We start from the raw sequence: 20,860 nt of genomic DNA on the forward strand, positions 1-20,860 counted from the left end.
TGGAGCCGTGGGACTGTTGAAGAACCTCGAAGTGCGTGCCAAAGACGTGATCAAGCGGCGACTGGGAACCGGTCTGCCCGTCACGGTGTTCGACGAGCCGTACCTGGTCATCGCCGTCCTGGGGCAGTCCAACGCGCACGGCGCCGGGGTGGGATTGGACATGAGCGGACTCGACGCGCCGCATCCGAGAGTCCACCAGTGGGCTGCGTCGGGGAAGTCGAAGAACACGATTGTTGCAGGATGTGACCCCCTGTTCCACGAAGTTCCCTCCAAGGCAGTCGGATTCGCACCCGTCTTCGCCAGGGAACTCGCGGACTCGACGGGCCGGCCCGTGCTGTTGGTCCCGTACGCACGGGGCGACTCGGCATTCGCGCGCGTCAACGGCGTGACCTGGGACCCCGCCGACCGCGCCGCCCGACTCAACCTGTTCTGGAACGGGATGGAGCGCATCCGATCCGCCCTCGCCCTGCACCCCGGCAACGAACTGGCCGCAGTGCTGTGGCACCAAGGCGAATCCGATGTACCGCTGACACCAGGGCCCGTGTACGCACAGAAACTGGACAGCGTGATCGACACCGTCCGAGAGGAATTCGGCGACATACCCTTCGTCATCGGCCAGATGGTTCCCGACGAAATAGCGTCGGGACACCAGGACTATCCCGTCATCGATGCCGTGCACCGAGACACCCCCCACCGTCGGCCCCGCGTCGCCTTCGTCCCCGGCCCGGAGGGCCTGTACAACAGCGAAACCGAGAAAATCCACTACAACGCCGCGGGGCAGCGTGACCTGGGCTCACGCATGTGGGCGGCATTCAGCTCCATCTGAACCCGGTGTCGCTCGACTGGACCATCGAAGCCATCTCATCGGATGAAAGGTAACTTTTGAACGATGAGGATCATTCGACGCATCGACCCCACCAGCGAGATCGCATCGAAACTGCTCGTCGAGTACATGACCGACATCGTGTCGCGTTGGTATCGCAGGCCCGCGACGTCATCGGAAATTGCCGAAGCATCAGCGTCGGAACCGGCCGATGACCTGGCTGCGCCCTCCGGGTATCTCGCCGCGGTACTCGTCGACGATCGACCTGTGGGAATCGGAGGAATTCGTTTCCTCGATGACGCTTGCGCGGAGCTCACCAAGGTGTTCGTCCTTCCTGGTGCGCGTGGAACCGGCGTGGGGTCGGAGCTGCTCGATCACCTCGAGACTCTCGCAGCCCAGACGGGATGTACCTCGGTGCAACTCGACACCCGCTCGGACCTCGTCGAAGCGTGCCGGCTGTACGAGCGCCGCGGCTACCGACAAGTACCTCCGTACGCACCGAGCGCGTACTCCGACCGTTGGTACCGGTTGACCCTGTGAGTAAAGAGGTGGAGTCGGCAGTTCGAGGCCGCTAGGGTCACCGACGTGGAACCCCGTCTACGCATCTTGGTGACAGGTAGTTCCGGGCATCTCGGGGAAGCTTTGGTACGTGTGTTGTCCGAGCGCGGACATCATGTTGTCGGATTGGACATCACACAGTCTCCGACGACCACGCACGTCGGGTCTGTCGTCGATCGGCGTGCAGTTCGCGACGCCGTACAGGGCTGCGACGCGGTCGTGCATACGGCGACGCTGCACAAGCCGCATGTCGTCAGCCACACCAAGGAAGATTTCGTATCAACGAACGTGACCGGAAGCCTTGTCGTGGCCGAGGAATCGGTTGCCGCGGGTGTGGGGAGGTTCGTGTTCACGAGTTCGACCACGACGTTCGGCAGGGCGATGACGCCGTCGAGCGATGCGCCCGCGTCGTGGATCACCGAGGACGTGGTTCCGGTGCCACGAAACATATACGGGGTGACCAAGACTGCGGCCGAGGACATCTGCAGGCTGGTCCATCAGGACCACGGCCTTCCCGTGGTCGTGCTCAGGATTGCGCGTTTCTTCCCCGAGGCCGACGGTAGATCGGACATCGCTCGCAGGTTCGATGACCGGAATGTCAAGACCAACGAGTTGCTCTATCGTCGGGTCGACATCGCCGACGCAGTCGATGCACATGAGCGTGCGTTGTTCGCCGCACCTCGCCTCGGTTTCGGTCGTTATATCGTCAGTGCGACAACCCCGTTCGATCAAGCGGATCGAGTCGATCTTCGAGCCGATGCACCTTCGGTGGTCTCCCGTCGTTATCCGGACTTCCAACGGATCTACGACAGCCTTGGGTGGACGATGTTCACCGGTCTCGATCGCGTGTACGTCAACTCGGCAGCGCGACGGGACCTGGAGTGGGTACCGAAGTTCGATTTCGGTTATGCCCTGCGTCAATTGGCAGAAGGGAGGCAGCCTTTCAGCGAACTGACCGTATCCATCGGCCGAAAGGGATACCACGACAGGCCGACCGGTCCCTACACGCTGTGAAGTTCGACACCGAGGGTGAGCTGTCAGGACCAGCTGAAGTCGACCGGACCGACTCGACCGAAATGCAGTGTGGACCGGCAGAGTACTTCCTTCACAGCAGCGGCGGGCCGTCCGGAAAGAATTGCCCGGGGGCGGGGTCGATCGTCCGAGTTGGAGGTTTGCAAGAGCGCGCTCGTGCGGCCCAAGCTGATGCACTGTGCGACGAACTTCCTCCGTAACCGCTCGGGTTCGGTACCGGCAACGAGGTGCAGCACGGTCTCAGCTGCGTGTACGCCCGAAGGTATCGCCGCCTGGCAACTCATCCGTAACGGTGAGTACTGAAGTGCAACTGCATCACCTGCGCCGATGACCGAGGAGTCACTGATGCTGACGAGGGTGTCGGCGATGGTGAGCGCTCCCTCAGGACTTGTTGCAAGACCACTCGCGCGAGCGAGCGGGGGAACAGCCACCGCGGAAGCATCGACGGTGAGGTCAGATTCGAGCACCCGTCCATCCGTCAGGGTGACAGCATCGGATCCGATCTCGGATACTCGGAAGTGCTCTATCACGTCGATCCCATCTTGTGTCAGATGATCCCGAATCCGCTGCCGCCCCCGCTCGCTGACCGAGTGCGCGATCGGCCCATCGGTGATGATTCGTATCCGGTGCCCGCTGGCACCCACGAGTTCTGCAGCGGCCTCGACCGCGGTGAGTCCGCCCCCGACAACTGTGATAGTGGAGCCGATCGGTAGTGCGTTCAACCGACTGCGCATGGCTAGAGCATCCTCCCAAGTGGCCAATCGCACGGCATGCTCTCCCGCCCCGGTGATCACTTCAGCACCGCTGCTTCCGACTGCGTAGATCAAGTAGTCGTAGTCGATTTCAGTGCCGTCGACCAGACGAACGCGATGCTCCGCGGTGGCAATCGATGTGGCTGAACCTTGACGAAGTGCAACTGATTCGGGGAGTACCGACTGCAAAGAATGCACGGCCCTGTGATTGCCGACCACGAATTGGTGCAATCTTATGCGTTCGACGAATTCCGGGCGCGGATTGACGATCGTCACCGCGGTGTCTGCGCGAGCAAGTCGTCGGGCAGCACTCACTCCTGCGTACCCTGCTCCTAGTATCACGACCTTGGGGACCATGGGATGCTCAGTTCTGTCCGGTGATCGATTGGGCGGCGAGCAGAGCGCTGTTGACAGCGACCTCACCACGCATTCCTGGCGCGGCCACCATGTCGCCGACCAGGTAGACGCCATCACCTCGATGGATGGACGGTCGGTCCCTCCAGGTGTATCCAGGTAAGTCGACCGCGCCCGTGCGAGTTCTGGCCGATCCGTTTCGCGTGAACGTCGTTCGGTGCGTATACCCCGGTGTCACCGAATCGGCGAACCGTTCCAGCCGGTTTTTGGCCTCTGACGGCAGTTCGCCGGACCGGACGGGCATCTGCATCTGATAAAGGCTTTGACCACTGGGTGCTACGGAATCGTCGTACATGGAATAGGATTCGTGAAATCCGCCTTCGTCGAGATCGAATACAGTTGTGCCGTCGGACCTGCTGGACTCGACGGCGAGGTCCAGTAGGACACAGTGCCCGCTTGTCCAGGAGAGAGACTGGTCACCGAGTAATGTGCGTGCAGAGGCCAACTCCGTGGCGACGATTGTCGGTCCGGGTGGCAATTCCACCATGCGGCTTCTCGTTTCGAGTCGAACTCCCAGTTCCGAGGGGCGGCTTACCATGCGATCGATTACCTTCTGCCAGCCGCCACGCACCCACCGAATCGTGGGTATTCGTGGTCCGAGAACTCGTTGGAGCAAATTCCACACGAATGCGGCCGACAACCGACCGGTATCGGCGTCGTACGTAGTGACTGCAATCGCGCTGCTCATCTGACGCGCAGTTGTCGAGCCCCATCTACGGGACGCCCAGGTGTCGAAATCCTCGTCGACCGACGCAGTGAGCCATCTGTGGGAGAGCGCGCGAAGCATCGAAGCCGGCGGAGTGCGACGAAGAGTTCCGTCGACACGAAACCCCATGTGCGACAGATCGGATAAAGATGGCCAGCCGAGATTCGTGACGAATCCCCTGCTACGTAACCAACGGTAGTCGTTGCCGCCGGTGTAGAAGACGTGTCCGCCGTCGTGGAAGGTGTACGGACCGTCCGTTGCCCTACCTCGACCTCCGAGCGTGCTGTGGGCCTCGTACAGCGTCACCCGCCATCCGGCTTCGGCACAGGATACGGCTGCGGTGAGTCCCGCGATACCCCCGCCTATCACGCTTAGGTCTTTCATTCTGTCCCCCTTGGTGTTCTGGCTGTTTCGATCCGCGCGGCAACCAGTTCGGCGGTAGCGCGCATGTACGAGTCTGCGTCGATGGCAAGGGGGTGCGTTCCGCCGAAGATGTCGGTGACCAGCCAGTAGTGCACGATGGCCCCGACAACTACCGCGGCTGCTGAACGCCAATCTTCCTGCGCGCCCGACGAGAGCTCTACCAGCGATTTCGTCACTACAGAGGTGATGAGTTCGTACTCGTCCCTCCGGAAGATATCGAGAACGTCGGGGTCGACTGAGTTGTCGCGCAGCAGAAGGCGGTTGATGTCACGATCGTGATCCAGTCGAGCCATTCCGATGTGACACAGCGTCACGAGAGTGTCGGTGATCGATCCACCAGGCGCCAGCGACTCCATCATGGCGGTGATGGAGAATTCCGGAGCAAGGAACGCCTCCCACTCCGAGCGGTCCGTCAATCGTGCCCGAACCGATTCTGTGAGTAGTTCTTTCTTCGAGGAGAAGTGACGGTACAGTCCGCCGCTTCCTGCCGACAGGCCGGCCTCTCTCTCGATCTGGGAAATGCTCGTAGCTGCGAAGCCTCGTTCACCGAACAGCTTCAAGGCTGCCTCGATGATGCGCTCGCGTGTGTCCGAACCCATAGCGACCCCGTAAGTAAGTGGTGACTTATGCCAGTCGAACACACAGGAGCTCGGTTGACAACGGGTGGAGCCGATGTCTTCGATCACCGCGTCCGGTTACGGTGCCGAGCCGGTGGCGTGTCCCGTCGACATTCCGTGGTGATGGCGTCCTGTTTGCGGGGACCGTTCCGGTGCACCGGACGGAAGGCGCTGGACCCTGAATGACTGTGGTCGGGCGTGGTGTGACAGTTGCGTCGATCTCAGGCGGGAAACCGTCTGTAATCGACGCAATTGTTACATCACTCCCGCCTCCGAAGCCTGGTGGCAAGTCGACGAGCGTAGTCGGGCTCGGTACCCCAGCACGTAGCGACCTCCCACGCCAGCGCTGCCCGCTTTTCGAACGGGCCTGAGGGTAGGTCGAAGAATGTGTGGTCCACACGCGCTTCGTCCCAATCGATCAGTACGCATCGGCCGCGAGCATCGATGATGGCGTTGGAGGGTCCGGCATCACCGTGGACGACACTGGTGACCCCGGACCCCGCCTGCGACCACGCATTGCGAATTGTCGCCACCAGTTCCGTTGGCATCGAACCGAAGTCGATGTCGCCGCCTCGATCGCCGAGGTGCAGGTCCACGCTCGATGCAGACCCAGGTCGTTGCGGCCATGAGGTGGTGGCGGCGTGTACCGCAGCCAGGGCAGCCGCCTGTCGGGGGTCATCCTGGTCGGGGTGTTCTCCGGTGACGAAGGGGTAGACATGCCAACCGTCGTGATCGAGCCGGCCGTCGGCCGTGCGAACGAGGTGCGGGACGCCGATGCCTTGCTGCACGAGATGGTTCAGCAACGTCCATTCCCAGAGGCGAGATTCCGGCGATCGTGTCGACTTCCGTACGACCACGCGGGACCCGGCGTAGAAACCGGTCCACGCCTCGGTTCGTGATCCGCCTGCGAGGCGGGAATCGAGAGTGATTCCCGGCCAGCTGGTATCGAGGGACGTCACGGCCTCAGGCGACGGACGAGCAGGGTCGACACGCCGAGGACAAGCGCGGAAAGCGTCAGCAACAAGGCAGCTTCCGTCGCCTGGAATCTCCAGAACTGGCTGTCGACGTGGTATTCGACCTCGAATCGGTCAGCGCCCTGGGCGGCCAGGCAGTCGGCGCGGCGAGCGATCTGTTGCCGGTTCAGTTCGTCCGTCCGAGCTTCGTACGCGGCGTACGTTTCGTCGGGATCTTGGTCGAATTGTTCGTAGAACGATTGGTCTTCGTTGCACGCGTTGTAGTCGATGGTCAGCTTGTTGCCCTGTGCGTCCACATAGTTGGAGTCCACTGTCCACCGCGACGAGGAGCCGTAGCCGACGTATTCACCGGTGGTGACAACATCGACCAGTGGCCTGGCCTCGACGAGCGGGGTGGCGTAGTGCGGGCGCAAGCCTGCCGTCAACAACACCAGCAGCCCGACGGTGGTGATCAACGTGAGCACCATCGCTCCGACGGTGTGCCGCAGGAGAAGTGCGAACGCACTGCCGATCAGGAGGGCTGCCAGGGTGTAGGCGGCGGGTGCAAGGGCTGACGTCTCGAAGATCGGAAACACGAAGCGTGAGTGCTCGAACCCAGAGAAACTCGACCACACGTTGTTCGTGGCGCGCACCCTGAGGAACAGGATTCCCAGCACCAACATCGCGAGAACGACGGGAACGAACACGATCAGTACTCGGCAGAAGTACCAGCGGAGCCGGCCGACTGACTGAGACAGCGACAGTACGTGAGTGCCGCGCTCGATGTCACGGGAGAACGTTGCCACTCCGACGAAGAGTCCGATGAGGAACGGTAGCGCGGCAGTGAGCAACGTGGTTGCAGTCAGAGTTGTCTGGGCAACACACGCGGTAGATCCGGTGCCGTAGCAGAGGTCGAGCTGACCGAACGAACTGCCGAAGGCATAGTTTCGAAGGCTGAGCGACGCCAGAAGTGACAGGGCGCCCACGAGTGCGATGACGCCGAGCGTGCCGAGCAGAGTAGCGCGAAACTGGCGATACGTGACCCAGAACATCAGCTCACCTCGCCGAGGTACGCAAGCACGACATCGTCGAGCGTGGCGGGGGAGGTACGCACATCGGTCGGACGCGGACCTCGCACTACATGGGTGGTCGACGTCGATCCGATTGTCGAGCCGACGATGTCGCCGGTCGGAGGCTGGTCCGGATCGATGTGCACATAGTGTCCGTTCACGATGTTCTCGGTCTCTCCGTCCAGCTGCATCGAACCTCCGCGCAGCAACAGTAGTCGGTCGGCCACGTCGACCAGTTCGGCCAGCACATGCGAGGACAGCACGATGGTGGTTCCTCGTTCCGCGGCGTCGCGCATCAGGGTTTGCGCAACTGCGCGTCGGGCAGCCGGGTCCAGATCGGCGAGTGGTTCGTCGAGCAGGACGATCTCCGGAAGCCTGCCCAGGACGAGGGCGACGGCGACGCGAGTCCTCTGGCCCGGCGACAATGTCCTGATTCTGCTGGTGGTTGCGATGCCCGCCTCGTCGACGATCCTCGATGCGTAGGCGTCGTCCCACATGTCGTTGGTGGCGCGGCCGAATCGCAGTATTTCGGCGACAGTGAACCGGGCGAACAGAGGTTTGTGTTGTGCGAGGTAGGATAATCCGGGTGCAATTCCTCGATCTCCGACGGTGTTGCCGAGGACGGTGACCGACCCGGAGTCGGGGCTCAGAAGTCCGACAATGACCGACATCAGGGTTGTCTTGCCTGCACCGTTGGATCCGACGAGGGCGGTGATCGATCCTCGTTGCAGTTCGAAGGAGCACGAGTCCAGGACGGTGGTGCCGCGGAAGGATTTGCTCACCTCCGACACCTCGAGCACTGATTCGGTCACGTCGGTCGTCCTTCCGGTTCGGGGAATTCGCGGTCGAGTGCAGCCTCGAAGAGCGCTTGGAGATCGGAGCGGTCGAGTCCGGCGCTCGCGCCGTGGCTCACCCAGGTGTCGAGTTCGCCTGCGAGGGCGTTCTTTTCGGCCATCCCGGCTTTCGCCAGCGATCCGACGACGAACGTACCCAGGCCTGGCCTGCCCTCGACGAGACCGTCGTGTTCGAGCTCCTTGTACGCCTTGAGCACCGTGTTGGGATTGATCGCGAGGGTGGACACGACGTCCTTGGCTGTGGGCAGTTTGTCGCCGAGGGCGAGGTCGCCGCGTCGTAGAGCGTGTCTGACCTGCAGGGCGAGCTGCACGTACGTCGGGATTCCCGACTTCCGATCAATCCTGAACTCGATCACCAACACCCTTTCACTAATGTTGTAGTTAATTAGTGACAGACCTCGGCGCCGATGTCAACCATCGGCGCCGAGTTCCTAGACCGTTGCGCGGTTCAGAATCAAATTTTTGTATCGATTCCATTCGATGCCCGAGACGCCGGCGGAGTAGACGTTGGTGTTCGTGGTGATGGCGAGGTCGATGACGAACTGCTCGTCGAGCAGAAGATCCGAGAACTCGGTGTACGACGCTGTGGCCGTGTCGCTTTCCGGGTCGGCTTGCGTCCAGAGGCGGTCGACGATGGCGGTGTATTCGGGTGAGGTGTAGCCCGACAGGTTCTTTGCAGGCTTGAACGGTGCAGCGCCGGTGGCGAGGGTCGACGGGTTGAGTTGGGCGAAGCCGTGTGGGTTGATCCACAGTTGGTGTTGGCCGCTGTTCAGGAACGGTGACAGTGTCGCTTGTTCGCGTGGGTCGAGGGTGACGGTGAATCCGATGTCGGCGAGATTGTTCTCGATGATCGCGGCGATGTTCCGTGCCGGTGCGAGACCGGTTCCGTAGGAGAGCAATACGGGTTGTGACGGTGGGCCTCCTGCGTCGGCGAGTAGCTGGCGTGCCTTGTCGAGGTCGCGGGAGTAGAAGTCGCGGGTGGCCTCGTCGTAGGCAGGCGAGGACTCCGGCCAGGGGGCGCTGGAGGCGATACCGACGCCGCCGAGTACCTCGTCGAGGATTCGCTCGCGGTCGACTGCGTAGGAGATTGCTTGTCGGATTCGTTTGTCGGCCAACGCCGGGTCCACGACGTTCGCCCCGACGTAGTACGCCACGTCGAACACGTCTTCGTTCTCGACCTGGTATCCGTCGCCCGAGAAGGGCCTGGCGTCCTGGGCGGATACACCGATGACGGCGTTGGTCTGACCGGAGCGCACCGAGGACAGGAGTGCGGAGTTGTCGGGTACCACTCGGATGGTGACCTTGTCCAGCAATGCGGGGGTGTCCCAGTAGCTCCCGTTGCGACTCCAATCCGACTGCCGGCCGCGCTGCCAGGAATCGAAGACGAAGGGGCCGGTGCCCACGAACTGTTCGCCTGCGAGCAGTGCGGCTTCGGTGTCGGAGTCGGTGAGGAGGGTGAACTCGAGGAGGTCGTGGAGGTTGACCAGGGGATGCGTCAAGGTCAGTACGGCGACGTGGTCGTCGGAGGTGTCCACCGCCTCGATCGTGCGCGCGGCTGCCTGCAATTGCGAACCGGCAGTGTCCTTGGCGAGGTTCGTGAACGCGTACTCGACGTCCTTGGACGTGAAGGGTCGACCCGAATGGAATGTGACGTCCTCGCGGAGCTGCAGGGTCACGGTGAGGCCGTCGTCGGAAACCTCCCATGAGGTGGCGACGCGCGGAGTCGGTTCGAGCGTATCGGGGTCGAGGCGGACGAGTGTGTCGAAGACGAGTCCGCCGATGGTCATGGAGGTCAGTGACTGGGAGAAGATGGTCGCGGGGTTGAGGTCGCTGAGTGTTCCGATCACCAGTGTGCCGCCTGTCTCTCCCGATCCGCTCTTCGCTTCCTCGACCGCCGACGAGCACGCGGCGAGGAGCAATGCCGTTGCTCCTCCCGCTGTGCCGGTCAGGAATCCTCTGCGGGAAATCATGTGAGCCTTTCTGTTCGGAGCCGTGAATGTCCTAGTCCGCGAGAATCTCTGCCTCGGTCTCGATGCGGTCGACTGTCACCGGGGGAACCCGTACCGGTCCTGGGCGGTAGGTGACCGACTGCAGTGCACCGGTGTATCGGAAGACTCCTCGGCGTTCGCGCAGGTCCCAGGACACCGGTCCTCTCGAGTCGACTCCGACGGAGATGCCGGTCCACGGTGCCATCGCGACCAGTTGGACTTGGTTCGGGAGTGCTGCTACGTGCACAGCGTCGACCGATACGGCGAAGTCCCATCGCAATCCCGGTGCCACCACGGCCTCGAGGGTGACGAGGGAGGCATCCGGTGGCAGTGACGCGCTCACCGATCTGTAGTGTCCAAAACTGTTCAAGCCGAACACGATCTGTCCGTCCTCCACGTAGAGGATGTACCCGCCCTGCGGATCGCCGTGCGCCACGAGTACCCCGTCGGCGACACTTCCGAGAGCAACGTCGATCGAGAAGTCTCGGTAGGCGATCAGCCTCGACGACCGGTAGCGCTCCAGGGTGGGCGTTCCAGGAAGGAGCGTGACAGGGTGGGACAGCTGCGCTTCTTCGGGCCTGCGCCGTGCGAGGTCGGCGCGCGTGACCAACGGGAATACCGTGTTCTCCCACGCAGCGCGCTCCCAAGCAGTTGCGAGTTCGGCGACCTTGTCCGGAAAGTCCGTGGATACGTCGTGTAGTTCGGTCGGGTCGGTATGCACGTCGAACAGTTGCCACTGCGGGGCGCCGACGTCCTCTCCCGCGAGGGCGAGTAGCTTCCAGCCGTCTCGGTAGAAGCCGCGATGTCCGGTGATCTCGGAATACTGTTCGAGGTGTCGCGACGGGTCGTTGGAACGTAGTACTTCGGCGAACGACACACCGTCGAACGTCAGGGCAGGACGACCTTGCCGTTCGGCGGGCACGTTCAGTCCTGCGAGGTCGAGTAGTGTCGGCGCCAGGTCGGTCACGTACGCGTACTGATGGCGGATTTCTCCGCGCGCGGGTAGCCCTGCCGGCCACGACAGCACGAAGGGCACGCGCACACCGCCGGCGAATGTCTGACCCTTGTAGAACCGGAACGGCGTATTGGATGTCTGGCCCCACCCACGCGGATAGTGCACTCCCAACCGTGCTGTCCCGATGAGATCTTCGTCGTGGGGCACGTCGCCGACCCAGTCCGGATCCTTCACGCCTGCGAACTCCGCGAAGTAACTCCGTGTCCCTTCCGGCCCGCCTTCCGCTGTCCCTCCGTTGTCCGAGGTGAACACCACGATGGTGTTGTCGAGTTCACCGAGGTCCTCGATGACCTGCAGTACACGTCCGATGCTCTGGTCGATGCTGTCGACCATCCCTGCATAGACTTCCATGTAGCGCGCGAAGCGTCGTTGCTGATCCTCGGTGAGCGAGTCCCATGGTTCGACGTCGTATCCGGGTTCGCTGTTCCGCGGTGCTTGCCGTGTTCCCTCGGGGAAGAGCCCGTCCGCGAGTTGCCGGGCAAATCGACTTTCGCGCAGCCTGTCCCACCCGGCGGCGTACTTGCCCCGGTACTTCGCACGATCTGCTTGCTTGGCCTGCAGTGGGCCGTGCATCGCCACGTGCGCGAAGTACAGAAAGAACGGCTTCGGCGAGTGTGCTCGTAGATCCTTGATGTAGCCGACGGCGTGATCGGTCAGATCGTCCGTGAGGTAATAGTTCTCGGGGTACTCCTCGGTTTCGACCGCGCCATTGTCGGAGGTCAACTGATTGGGGTGGAAGAACGAGTTCAGCCCTTCGAGCGACCCGTAGTAGCGGTCGAATCCGCGCTGCGTCGGCCACGAATCCTTTGTTCGGCCAGGGCCCATGTTCGCATCGCGGACGAGGTGCCATTTTCCGACGGCATAGGTGGCATACCCGTTGTCACGCAACATCTCCGGTAGTGTCAGCGCGTCGTCCGCGAGCTCGAGACGTAAACCCGGAAAACCGGGGTCGGCGTTGGATACGTAACCGTAGCCCGCGCGGTGAGCGTTGATGCCGGTCAGAAGTGACGCGCGGGACGGTGAACACAGCGGAGTCGTATGATAATTGGTGAAACGCACACCCGACGCGGCCAGCCGGTCGAGGTGAGGAGTGTCGATCTCCGAGCCGTAAGGACCGGTGTCACTGAAGCCCATGTCGTCGATCAGAATGACGACGATGTTGGGGGCACCAGGGGGTGCGGACGGAGGATAGGCCCAGGCCGGGGTCGAGTCGGCAGCCGTTCTGCCGACTCGACCCTGGAATCCGTCGTACCCCCGCGCGTAGGGCGGGATCGACATCAGAGAGAGATGAGGACTGGCTCGTCGATGACCGAGTAGTGCTCTGCGTCGCCGGCGACGACGCGGCTCTTCTGCCCGTTCGGGTGGACCGGGACATCACCGGCGAGGGTGATGCGCTCGAGCCGTCGGTACTGGTCGTCCCAGTCGGCCACGGCGTAGTGCTGGGTGGCGCGGTTGTCCCAGATCGCAACGTCGCCGAGGGACCACGTCCACCGAACGGTGTTCTCCAGTTTGGTCACCCGGTCCTGGAGAAGGTTGAACAGCACCTGTGATTCCTTGGTCGGCAGGCCGATGAATCCCTTGATGAAGTGGCCGAGAACGAGGGTCTTCTCACCGGTTTCAGGGTGGACGCGCACCACAGGGTGCTCGGTCTCGAAGTACGTGGACTGGAATTCCTTTCGATACTCCGCCGACTTCTCGTTCTGGATCTTCTCTGCGGACGTCGCGGAATAGTCGTAGGCGTTCGAGTGCGTCGCCCACAGATTGTCGACAAGAGCCTTCAGCGAGTCCGGGAGGCTCTCGTAGGCTGCGACCTGCGATGCCCAGGTGGTGTTCCCGCCGTATTCCGGGAGCTGCACGGCGCGAAGAATCGATGCCTTGGGGATGCGGTCGACGAACGTGACGTCCGAGTGCCAGCTGTTGGCCTTGCCGTACTCGGAGTCGATGGCAAGGGTCTTCGTGCCCCGCGACGTCACGGTGGGGTGCGGCGTCGTCGGAGAACCGAGAAGCTCGGCGAACGCGTACTGACTTTCGTCGTCGAGGTGGTCCTGTCCGCTGAAGAAGATGACCTTGTGTTCGAGCAGTGCGCGCCGGATGAAGTCGACGGTCTCCGTGTCCAGGTCACCGCCCAGGCGGACACCCTCGATACGCGCGCCGATCTTGCCGCCGACCTTCACTGCCCGAAGGGTTGTCGCGGGAACGGTGTCTACTGACATGGAGCGAGCCTTTCCGTCGGAGGTGCACTGCGCGAAAAACTGAGGCGCAGAGCGGGATTGCATCACCGCACCATAGAACCGTCGAGCAATCCACAGTTTGGATCACGAAGATTGCAAGTGCCTCGAAACGTTGTGGTTCCGGAGGTGCCGGTGCTAGCTTCGCTGCACACTTGCGTCTCTCCTTGAAAGCGAATCCTCTTGAGTACAAACATGTCTTTCGACCGGCGCACTCTGCTGCGCGGTGTGGGCCTGAGCGCGCTGGCCATCTTCGGTGCGGCCGCATGCTCGTCCGCGGTGGGTGAGCAGCAGGACGCAGGCTCGTCCGACGCGACCCCGGTGCGCGGCGGGACGCTGAAAACTGCGGTGACGCAGGACGTGGTGCCGGCGAACTTCCTGACCAACACTGCGGGTGCGACAACGGTCATCGGCCTCGTCTACGAAAGCTTGATCCGGTATCCGCACGACGAGGTATCGCCGACGCCTTTGCTTGCAGAGTCGTGGACACTCGCCGACGACGGCCTGTCGCTCACGCTCGAACTGCGAGACGATGTCACGTTCCATTCCGGGAGGCCGTTCACCTCGACGGATGCCGAGTTCTCGATTCGCACCTATGCGGACCCCACGTGGACGGCGCAGTTGCGCAGTACCGCGGCGGCGATCACGGCCTTCGACACCACCGATCCGCACCGGCTCGTACTGACGTTCGCGCACCCCCTGGGCAACATCTTCGATCTCCTCGACACAGTCCCGATCCTGGACAGCGAATCGATCGACCAGCTGAGGACGGGTGAGAAGTTCGTCGGTACCGGTCCTTTCGTTCTCACCGAACGCACGCCGAATCAGTCGCTCACCTTCGTCCGCAACGACAGTTACCGGGTGCCGGAGCGCCCGTATCTGGACCGCGTGGAAGTGTCGATCATCCCCGACGCCCAGGCCTTGACGAACGCCATCAGGTCGGGTCAGGTGCAGGCGGTCACCAACATCAACTACCGCGACGCGGAGACGCTCGCGAACGGCGGAGCACACACGACCAACAACCTCGAAGGTGCCGAGCTGCAGATCTACGTCGGCACCAACGTGCAGAACCCGGCACTGTCCGACGTCCGGCTGCGTCGGGCGATCGCGTTCGCGCTGGACCGTGACCGGATCATCACCGAGGTATTCCGGGGTGCCGGATACCCGATCAATGTTCCGTGGCCGAAGACGTCACCCGCGTACGACGAGGACCTCAACGCGACCTTCACTCTCGATACGGACCGCGCGAAAGCGTTGGTCGCCGAGGTCGGAAACATTCCCGCCCTGCCGCTGACCTATCAGGCGGGAAACCCGTACTACGAGGCGACCGCGCAGATCGTGCAGGCGAACCTGGCCGAGATCGGCGTCACGGTCGAACTCGATCCGGTCGAGAGTGCCGCGTTCGTGAAACAGCTGATCGGGCAACAGTTCCCCGCGCTGTGGGTGACGTTCCATTCCTGGGCGCAGTACACGCCGTCGACGCTGACGGTCAGCGCGTATCCGTTCAATGCACTGAAGAACGCGTCACGGTACGAGTCGCCCTCGTATCAGGCTGCTGCCGACGCGGCGTGGCAAGTGGCCGACGGCACCGGCGACGAGGCGAAGGAGAAGTACTCGGCGGTCAGCCTGGAGCTGCTCGAAAGCCTGTTCCTGATCGAGATCGGCGTGACGTTCAACCAGGTTGTCACCGCCAACAGCGTGCACGGTCTCGATTGGACGAAGCGATCGGAAGTCCTGCTGACGGATGTCTTTCTGTCATGACGCGCTACCTGCTGCACAAGATTCCGTCGGCACTGCTCGTACTGTTCCTCGCGTCCGTCGTCATCTTCCTGGTGCTTCGCCTGGTACCGGGTGACGCCGCGACGACGTTGGCCGGGCCCGACGCGTCCGAGGAATCCATCGCCGCGATCAGAGCGCAACTGGGACTGGACAAATCGATCCCGGTGCAGTACTCGACCTGGCTCTGGGGCGTGGTCACGTTCGACCTCGGGCGCTCGTACGTCATCGGCGGAACCATTGCGGACCTCGTGTTCGACGGCCTGCTCAACACCGTCGTGCTGTCGGTGACGGCGCTGCTGCTGGCGGTCGTGGTGTCGGTCGGGCTTTCGGTTGCGTCCGTGGCGTGGCCGAGACGCTGGCTCACCGCGCTGGTCAACGGTGCCAACACCGTTGCCGTGGCGTTGCCGCCGTTCGTGTCCGGTGTGCTGCTCGTTCTGTTTTTCGCTGTGTTGCTGCCGGTACTGCCGGCGGGCGGGGTACCGCCCGACGGGTTCCTCGCTCGTCCCGACATCACCGTGCAGTATCTGCTTCTCCCCGCCGTGTGCCTGGCATTACCGGTGGCGGCCGCTCTGACGCGGTTTCTGACGGAGTCCCTGCGCACCGAACTGAAACAGCCCTACATCACCACAGCTCGGTCCCTGGGAGTGTCGCAGTGGAATCTGGTGTCGCGCTCGGCGCTGCGAAACGCACTGCCCACGATGGTCACCGCGTTGGGTTTGCAGACCGGGCAGTTGCTCGGGGGTGCTGTTCTGGTCGAGGCGATCTTCGCGTGGCCAGGTATCGGTCAGTTGATCGAGCAGGGCATCAGCCGGCGTGATTACCCCGTCGTGCAGGTCTTGCTGCTGTTGTCCGTGACGGTGTTCGTCGCAGTCCAGCTCCTGACCGATGTGGTGCACGCCTACCTCGACCCCCGGATTCGCATCGGAGCACCGTCATGACCGTCCTCGACGAACCAGTAGGGACGCGGACCAGGTGGAGTGGCCTGACGAGTGGTCAGGGGCTGGTGGGAGTGATCATCGTCGGTGTCATTGCGCTGGCCGGTATCTTGGCTCCGCTGTTGGCTCCGTACGATCCGCTGGAACAGATCTCCGGCGCAAACTTGCTGGCGCCCAACGCGGATCATTGGCTGGGAACCGACCAGGTCAACCGCGACGTGCTCTCGCGAGTGCTGTACGGCATCAGAATCGATCTCGAGATCGCATTTGTCGCGGTGCCGATCGGTGCGATCATCGGTGGTCTCGTCGGGTTGGTGTCGACGCTGCATCCGGCGGCCGACACTGCCGCACAACGAATCTTCGACGTCGTGCTGGCCTTCCCCGCCTTGATCCTCGCCATCACGCTCGCCGCCATCATCGGTCCTGGTGCGTTCACCGTCGGCGTGGTGATCGTCCTGGCCGAGCTGCCGATTTTCGGTCGGTTGATCAGAACATCGGTGCTGAAGGTGCGGGAACAACCGTACGTCGAAGCGGCCGAGGTCATCGGAGCGGGCAAACTGTTCGTCCTGCGCACGCACGTGCTGCCGAACTCGCTGGAGCCCATCGGAGTTCAGGTATCGCTGTCGCTCTCCCTCGCTGTGTTCGTCGAGAGTGCGATGAGTTTCATCGGTATCGGCGTCCGGCCGCCGGAACCGTCGCTCGGGTCGATCATCTCCGACTCCATCCCGAATCTGGACATCAACGCGGCGTTCGCTGTCGGACCGCTCGTCGTCGTCGCACTGCTCGTCCTCGGCTTTCTCCTCATCGCCCAGGGCATCGGACGGGAGCGCCGGTCATGACCTTGTTGAAGATCGAAGATCTCACCATCGCGTTCGGGACGGCTGCCCCGGTCGTCGACGGAGTGAGCATCGGCGTCGACGACGGTGAGATAGTCGCACTGGTGGGTGAGTCCGGTTCCGGTAAGTCGCTCACGGCCCGAACGATTCTCGGGTTGCTACCCGACGGTGCCGACGCGACCGGCTCGGTGACTCTCGGAGACACACAGTTGATCGGCGCGAACGAGGCTCTGCTCGGGTCCGTCCGAGGCGTCCGGGCAGCGATGATCTTCCAGGAGCCGCAGACCGCTCTCAACCCGGTCCAGAAGATCGGGTGGCAGATCACGCAAGCTCTGCAGGCACACGGCAGGATATCCAAGTCCGAGGCTCGCTGCCGGGCAATCGAACTGCTGGAACTGGTGGAGATTCCCGACGCCGCATCCCGGGTCGATTGGTATCCGCATCAGCTGTCCGGGGGTCAGAAGCAGCGTGTCGTCATCGCCCTCGCACTGTCCGGTGAACCTGACCTTCTGATCGCCGACGAGCCGACCACAGCGTTGGACGTCACCGTGCAGGCCGAGATACTCGACCTGTTGCAGCGGCTGCGTAAGACTCGTGGCACAGCCATTCTGTTGATCACCCACAACATGGGGGTCGTCGCGGAGATCGCCGATTCGGTCGTGGTGATGCGCGAGGGCCGAGTGCTCGAGAGGCAGCCGGTGGACCGATTGTTCTCCGATCCGTCGCACCAATACACCCGCGATCTACTCGACGCGGTTCCACGACTGCACGAGGTCCGTGATCGGGTGCACGAGAAAAGATCCGCCGAGGTCCTCCGTCTGAGCGACGTTTCCGTCGTGTATCCGGGTCGCTTCGGTGCGGCGTCCTTCACCGCGATCGAGGGCGTCGACCTGACGCTCTCGGCCGGCGAAGTTCTCGGGTTGGTCGGTGAATCCGGTTCGGGCAAAACGACTCTCGGTCGACTGGCCCTGGGGTTGGTGCCTGCGACCACCGGCCGAGTCGAGCTACTCGGGGCGACGGTCGGACACTTGCGTGCGTCGGAATTGCGGGCGCTTCGGCGAGGCGTCGCCCTGGTGCATCAGGATCCTGCGGCCTCGCTGGACCCGCGCCGAAGCGTCGGGCAGAGCATCGGTGAGCCTCTGGTGGTGCACAAAGTGGCCACCGGCGCCGAGGTGCGGTCGAGGACGAAGCAACTGCTCGAATCGGTCCGTTTACCAGCGGACTTCGTGGACCGCAGACCGTCGGAGCTCTCGGGTGGGCAGCGTCAGCGCGTCGCACTGGCTCGGGCTCTCGCGCTGTCGCCGAAGCTGCTGGTAGCGGACGAGCCGACGAGCGCGCTCGATGTGTCGGTGCAAGCTCACGTACTGGAGTTGTTCGCCGAGTTGCGGGAAGAATTCGGCTTCGCCTGCCTCTTCGTCAGCCATGACCTGGCTGTGGTGGACAGCGTCGCCGATCGGGTCGTCGTACTTCGGCGCGGGACAGTGGTGGAGGAGGGGCTCGCCGCTGAGGTGTTCCGGAACCCACAACACGAGTACACCCGACATCTGATCGAGAGTGCACCCACTGCACCCGTGCGGGCCGGATGAGGCGGTTCGGCGCGCACGGGTGACGGAGGGTTACTTCACGACATCGGCGAGCCAGATGTCGGAGATGGTTTCCGCGGCCCAGGGGAGGCTGAGGGCGCTGGCGCCGCGGCGGAGGACCCAGGTGGCCTGTGATCCCGAGTTCGGCTGGGCGTCGTTGACGGCGTGGTAGCGGCCGTCGACGACGGGCGGGAGGCGCTGGAAGAGCCCGGAGGACTCCCTGGCCTGCTGGGTGGCGTCGTCGAAGTACGAGACGATCAGGATGTCGCCGTCCAGTTTCTCGAGTGCTTCGTCGGCGACGGCGGGATCGTCGGTGAATTCGGTGGCGATGGGATTGGGAGTGAATCCCAGATCCGTCATGAAGGATTCGGCGGTGCCGCCTGCGACGGAGTAGTAGTCGATGCCGCTGCCGGCGTAATCCGTTGCGATCGTGACGGTTTTGCCCTCGTACTCGGGATGTGCGGCGGCGACGTCGGAGATTCTGCGGTCGGCCTCGTCGATGACGGCCTCCGCAGCAGTCTGAAGATCGAGAACCTCGCCGACGATGCGCTGGCCCTCGCGCCAGTCCGCTTTGTCACCCGGGACGGTGGACAGGTCGACGTAGGGTGCGATGTCGGTGAGGCGATCCACGTCCGTCTGTTCGAGTCCGTAGTTCAGCGAGATGATGACGTCGGGGTTGGTGTTGGCGATGTTCTCGAAGTTCACCGGGTCGCTGCGGGTCGCTCCGTCGACGAATTCGATCTGCGAGAAGTAGTCGGTGTCTCGCCATTCCCAGACCGGATCCTCCGTCAGCGCGTACACCGGCGTGACATCGAGTGCTTGCAGGGCGTCCAGGCCGGTGTTGAAGCCGATCACGGCAACGCGTTCGGGGCGCTCTTCGATGACGAAATCGCCCGCCCATGTGTCCACGGTGAAGGGGTACTGCGTGGTGCCCTCGGCGTCGGGCAGGAGGCCGGCAGTCGGGGAATCGGTACCGCCTTCCTCCGGGTTCTCGGACGACGAGCATCCGACGAGCGCCAGCGCGGCCGTCGCGGCGACTACGGGTATCAGGCGCGACCAGCGACGCTTCGCAGTGGTGGAGTGCATGGACAGGCCCCTTCGAAGTAGACAATTCGGACGAGAGGTTAGGCTACGCTACTCTATTTCGCATGGGATGTGGGAGATGCTGGCCTGTCGCGCCGAACGTGACGTTCACCGCATCGCTGCAGCGCACAGCGCCGCTGAGCTGAACGAATATCAAGTTAGTGCACGGATGTCCTTTGAAAACCGAGCGTCGCACGGGCATCATCTGTGGCATGCAGCAGACCATCACCACAGAAGAACAGCGCGCCCTCGACGAGATCCGTTCGAGGCTTGCTGCCCGGTTCCCCGAGGCAGATGTCGACGCGGCCGTCGCGGAAGCGCATCGCAAGTTCGACGGTGGGTCGATCCGTGATTTCGTGCCGCTGTTCGTGGAGAAGGACGCGGTCGCGCGCCTGTCCTGATGCCCTAACCCGATGCTGCCGGCTGGCAGGAGGGGCACCACCAGGTTCGGCGTCGCGCGGGATCACCGGGGACTTCGGCAGTGACTGCAATGATGGTCCCGCAGCGAAGGCAGGGCTTGCCTGCTCGGCCGGCGACCCAGTGCTGCCGTCCTTTTCGTCGGTCACCCGTGGTGATCTGATGGGCTCCGTCGACTGTTGCGGAATGTGTCATCGCGCGGTGCAGTAACGCGACGAGCGCGGGTGCATCCACCGAGTCGGCTGGTCGCTGCGGGTGCAGTCCACGCAAGAAGCAGAGTTCGTTGGCCCAGAGGTTTCCGGGCCCGGCTATGACGCGTTGATCGAGCAAGGCCGAGATGATCGGCACGCCGCCTTGCGCCCTGACGTTCGATGTGGCCAACGCGGCATCGAAATCGTCGTGCAGCGGGTCGGGCCCGAGGTGCGCGAGAAGTCGGTTCATGTCGGATCGGGAGCCGTAGTCGACGACGGGAAGCGTCAGACCATAGGCGGTGGGTCCGTCCGTGCAGGACAGGTGAACTCGGACATCGGGGGTCAAGCGTGCGGGTAGTCGGCGGCCGGGACGCGTGACGGTCCAGGATCCGGTCATCTTCAGGTGGGTGTGCAGCGCGGTCCCGTCGTCGAAGTCGGTGAACAGATGTTTGCCATGGGTGCGGTGCCCGGTGATCACCCGCCCGGCGAGGTCGACGGTCGCGTGCGCCGGGACATTCAACCTGCCGATGCGCAGTGTTCGCCCGTCCAGCGCCGCTCTCAGGCGTCGGGCGAGGCGGTAAACGGAGTCACCTTCGGGCACGC

20 protein-coding genes are annotated in these 20,860 nt (G+C 63.2%); 8 read left to right on the forward strand and 12 right to left on the reverse strand.

Annotation, left to right across the window (positions count from 1 at the left end):
- The first annotated feature begins 7 nt into the window (after positions 1-7).
- The 3 genes from ACFULT_RS03720 (at position 8) to ACFULT_RS03730 (ending at position 2,395) form a co-directional block, all read left to right on the forward strand.
- Entirely contained in the window at positions 8-826 is an 819-nt protein-coding gene (locus ACFULT_RS03720; RefSeq protein WP_378480635.1) for a sialate O-acetylesterase, read from the forward strand.
- 63 nt (positions 827-889) lie between these two features.
- Positions 890-1,363, forward strand: a complete 474-nt coding sequence (locus tag ACFULT_RS03725) for a GNAT family N-acetyltransferase (protein ID WP_378480636.1) — start codon at positions 890-892, stop codon at positions 1,361-1,363.
- Positions 1,364-1,408: 45 nt separating this feature from the next.
- Positions 1,409-2,395 (forward strand): NAD-dependent epimerase/dehydratase family protein, encoded by a 987-nt coding sequence (locus ACFULT_RS03730; protein ID WP_378480637.1) that lies wholly within the window; start codon positions 1,409-1,411, stop codon positions 2,393-2,395.
- 23 nt (positions 2,396-2,418) lie between these two features.
- Here the strand turns inward: ACFULT_RS03730 and ACFULT_RS03735 are convergent, their stop codons facing one another.
- From ACFULT_RS03735 to ACFULT_RS03780, 10 genes are all read right to left on the reverse strand, one after another.
- The gene (locus tag ACFULT_RS03735) at positions 2,419-3,522 is read right to left on the reverse strand and encodes an NAD(P)/FAD-dependent oxidoreductase (protein ID WP_378480638.1); all 1,104 of its coding nucleotides are present in this window, start codon (positions 3,520-3,522) and stop codon (positions 2,419-2,421) included.
- A gap of 7 nt (positions 3,523-3,529) precedes the next feature.
- Entirely contained in the window at positions 3,530-4,669 is a 1,140-nt protein-coding gene (locus tag ACFULT_RS03740; RefSeq protein WP_378480639.1) for an FAD-dependent oxidoreductase, read from the reverse strand.
- A complete protein-coding gene (locus ACFULT_RS03745) occupies positions 4,666-5,307 on the reverse strand; it encodes a TetR/AcrR family transcriptional regulator (protein WP_378480640.1) in 642 nt (213 codons plus the stop codon). Before ACFULT_RS03745 ends, ACFULT_RS03740 begins: the two co-directional genes overlap by 4 nt.
- Before the next feature lie 278 nt (positions 5,308-5,585).
- Positions 5,586-6,284, reverse strand: coding sequence for a phosphotransferase (locus ACFULT_RS03750; RefSeq protein ID WP_052061860.1), 699 nt, complete (start codon positions 6,282-6,284; stop codon positions 5,586-5,588).
- Entirely contained in the window at positions 6,281-7,330 is a 1,050-nt protein-coding gene (locus tag ACFULT_RS03755) for an ABC transporter permease (RefSeq protein WP_378480641.1), read from the reverse strand. The genes ACFULT_RS03750 and ACFULT_RS03755 overlap by 4 nt, the downstream gene beginning before the upstream one ends.
- Positions 7,330-8,160 carry an ABC transporter ATP-binding protein gene (locus tag ACFULT_RS03760; protein ID WP_037139749.1) on the reverse strand — a complete coding sequence of 277 codons (831 nt, stop codon included), beginning with the start codon at positions 8,158-8,160 and terminating at the stop codon, positions 7,330-7,332. Before ACFULT_RS03760 ends, ACFULT_RS03755 begins: the two co-directional genes overlap by 1 nt.
- Positions 8,157-8,558, reverse strand: a complete 402-nt coding sequence (locus ACFULT_RS03765) for a GntR family transcriptional regulator (protein WP_094720084.1) — start codon at positions 8,556-8,558, stop codon at positions 8,157-8,159. The genes ACFULT_RS03760 and ACFULT_RS03765 overlap by 4 nt, the downstream gene beginning before the upstream one ends.
- 75 nt (positions 8,559-8,633) lie before the next feature.
- Positions 8,634-10,172 (reverse strand): ABC transporter substrate-binding protein, encoded by a 1,539-nt coding sequence (locus ACFULT_RS03770; protein ID WP_378480642.1) that lies wholly within the window; start codon positions 10,170-10,172, stop codon positions 8,634-8,636.
- A 31-nt stretch (positions 10,173-10,203) separates the two neighbouring features.
- Positions 10,204-12,483, reverse strand: a complete 2,280-nt coding sequence (locus ACFULT_RS03775; RefSeq protein ID WP_378480643.1) for an arylsulfatase — start codon at positions 12,481-12,483, stop codon at positions 10,204-10,206.
- Complete coding sequence (locus ACFULT_RS03780) at positions 12,483-13,418, reverse strand: TauD/TfdA dioxygenase family protein (RefSeq protein WP_378480644.1); 936 nt, start codon at positions 13,416-13,418, stop codon at positions 12,483-12,485. The genes ACFULT_RS03775 and ACFULT_RS03780 overlap by 1 nt, the downstream gene beginning before the upstream one ends.
- 210 nt (positions 13,419-13,628) lie before the next feature.
- On the opposite strand from ACFULT_RS03780, the gene ACFULT_RS03785 reads away from it, so the two are divergent.
- Genes ACFULT_RS03785 through ACFULT_RS03800 form a run of 4 tightly spaced genes read left to right on the forward strand, consistent with a single transcriptional unit; the run spans position 13,629 to position 18,569 of the window.
- Entirely contained in the window at positions 13,629-15,194 is a 1,566-nt protein-coding gene (locus ACFULT_RS03785; protein ID WP_378480645.1) for an ABC transporter substrate-binding protein, read from the forward strand.
- Complete coding sequence (locus ACFULT_RS03790) at positions 15,191-16,150, forward strand: ABC transporter permease (protein ID WP_019665654.1); 960 nt, start codon at positions 15,191-15,193, stop codon at positions 16,148-16,150. The genes ACFULT_RS03785 and ACFULT_RS03790 overlap by 4 nt, the downstream gene beginning before the upstream one ends.
- Positions 16,147-16,986, forward strand: coding sequence for an ABC transporter permease (locus ACFULT_RS03795; protein ID WP_378480646.1), 840 nt, complete (start codon positions 16,147-16,149; stop codon positions 16,984-16,986). Before ACFULT_RS03790 ends, ACFULT_RS03795 begins: the two co-directional genes overlap by 4 nt.
- Positions 16,983-18,569 (forward strand): dipeptide ABC transporter ATP-binding protein, encoded by a 1,587-nt coding sequence (locus ACFULT_RS03800; RefSeq protein WP_378480647.1) that lies wholly within the window; start codon positions 16,983-16,985, stop codon positions 18,567-18,569. The genes ACFULT_RS03795 and ACFULT_RS03800 overlap by 4 nt, the downstream gene beginning before the upstream one ends.
- 30 nt (positions 18,570-18,599) lie before the next feature.
- On the opposite strand, the gene ACFULT_RS03805 is transcribed toward ACFULT_RS03800, so the two are convergent.
- Positions 18,600-19,652 (reverse strand): ABC transporter substrate-binding protein, encoded by a 1,053-nt coding sequence (locus ACFULT_RS03805; RefSeq protein WP_378480648.1) that lies wholly within the window; start codon positions 19,650-19,652, stop codon positions 18,600-18,602.
- Between the two features lie 209 nt (positions 19,653-19,861).
- On the opposite strand from ACFULT_RS03805, the gene ACFULT_RS03810 reads away from it, so the two are divergent.
- Positions 19,862-20,050: a three-helix bundle dimerization domain-containing protein gene (locus ACFULT_RS03810; RefSeq protein ID WP_037199516.1), complete on the forward strand. Its 189-nt coding sequence runs from the start codon at positions 19,862-19,864 to the stop codon at positions 20,048-20,050.
- 4 nt (positions 20,051-20,054) lie between these two features.
- Here the strand turns inward: ACFULT_RS03810 and ACFULT_RS03815 are convergent, their stop codons facing one another.
- Positions 20,055-20,858 (reverse strand): DNA-formamidopyrimidine glycosylase family protein, encoded by an 804-nt coding sequence (locus ACFULT_RS03815; RefSeq protein ID WP_378480649.1) that lies wholly within the window; start codon positions 20,856-20,858, stop codon positions 20,055-20,057.
- Positions 20,859-20,860 lie beyond the last annotated feature (2 nt).

Origin of the sequence: Rhodococcus sp. NPDC057297, from assembly GCF_042667435.1 — a bacterium.
In the GTDB taxonomy this organism is placed as follows: domain Bacteria; phylum Actinomycetota; class Actinomycetes; order Mycobacteriales; family Mycobacteriaceae; genus Rhodococcoides.

What these genes read in the sequence shown, in the direction of transcription:
- ACFULT_RS03725 (WP_378480636.1), top strand. Translation starts at nt 890, where the DNA reads ATGAGGATCATTCGACGCATCGACCCCACCAGCGAGATCGCATCGAAA.
- ACFULT_RS03735 (WP_378480638.1), bottom strand. Translation starts at nt 3,522, where the DNA reads ATGGTCCCCAAGGTCGTGATACTAGGAGCAGGGTACGCAGGAGTGAGT.
- ACFULT_RS03740 (WP_378480639.1), bottom strand. Translation starts at nt 4,669, where the DNA reads ATGAAAGACCTAAGCGTGATAGGCGGGGGTATCGCGGGACTCACCGCA.
- ACFULT_RS03745 (WP_378480640.1), bottom strand. Translation starts at nt 5,307, where the DNA reads ATGGGTTCGGACACACGCGAGCGCATCATCGAGGCAGCCTTGAAGCTG.
- ACFULT_RS03755 (WP_378480641.1), bottom strand. Translation starts at nt 7,330, where the DNA reads ATGTTCTGGGTCACGTATCGCCAGTTTCGCGCTACTCTGCTCGGCACG.
- ACFULT_RS03770 (WP_378480642.1), bottom strand. Translation starts at nt 10,172, where the DNA reads ATGATTTCCCGCAGAGGATTCCTGACCGGCACAGCGGGAGGAGCAACG.
- ACFULT_RS03775 (WP_378480643.1), bottom strand. Translation starts at nt 12,483, where the DNA reads ATGTCGATCCCGCCCTACGCGCGGGGGTACGACGGATTCCAGGGTCGA.
- ACFULT_RS03780 (WP_378480644.1), bottom strand. Translation starts at nt 13,418, where the DNA reads ATGTCAGTAGACACCGTTCCCGCGACAACCCTTCGGGCAGTGAAGGTC.
- ACFULT_RS03785 (WP_378480645.1), top strand. Translation starts at nt 13,629, where the DNA reads ATGTCTTTCGACCGGCGCACTCTGCTGCGCGGTGTGGGCCTGAGCGCG.
- ACFULT_RS03790 (WP_019665654.1), top strand. Translation starts at nt 15,191, where the DNA reads ATGACGCGCTACCTGCTGCACAAGATTCCGTCGGCACTGCTCGTACTG.
- ACFULT_RS03795 (WP_378480646.1), top strand. Translation starts at nt 16,147, where the DNA reads ATGACCGTCCTCGACGAACCAGTAGGGACGCGGACCAGGTGGAGTGGC.
- ACFULT_RS03800 (WP_378480647.1), top strand. Translation starts at nt 16,983, where the DNA reads ATGACCTTGTTGAAGATCGAAGATCTCACCATCGCGTTCGGGACGGCT.
- ACFULT_RS03805 (WP_378480648.1), bottom strand. Translation starts at nt 19,652, where the DNA reads ATGCACTCCACCACTGCGAAGCGTCGCTGGTCGCGCCTGATACCCGTA.
- ACFULT_RS03810 (WP_037199516.1), top strand. Translation starts at nt 19,862, where the DNA reads ATGCAGCAGACCATCACCACAGAAGAACAGCGCGCCCTCGACGAGATC.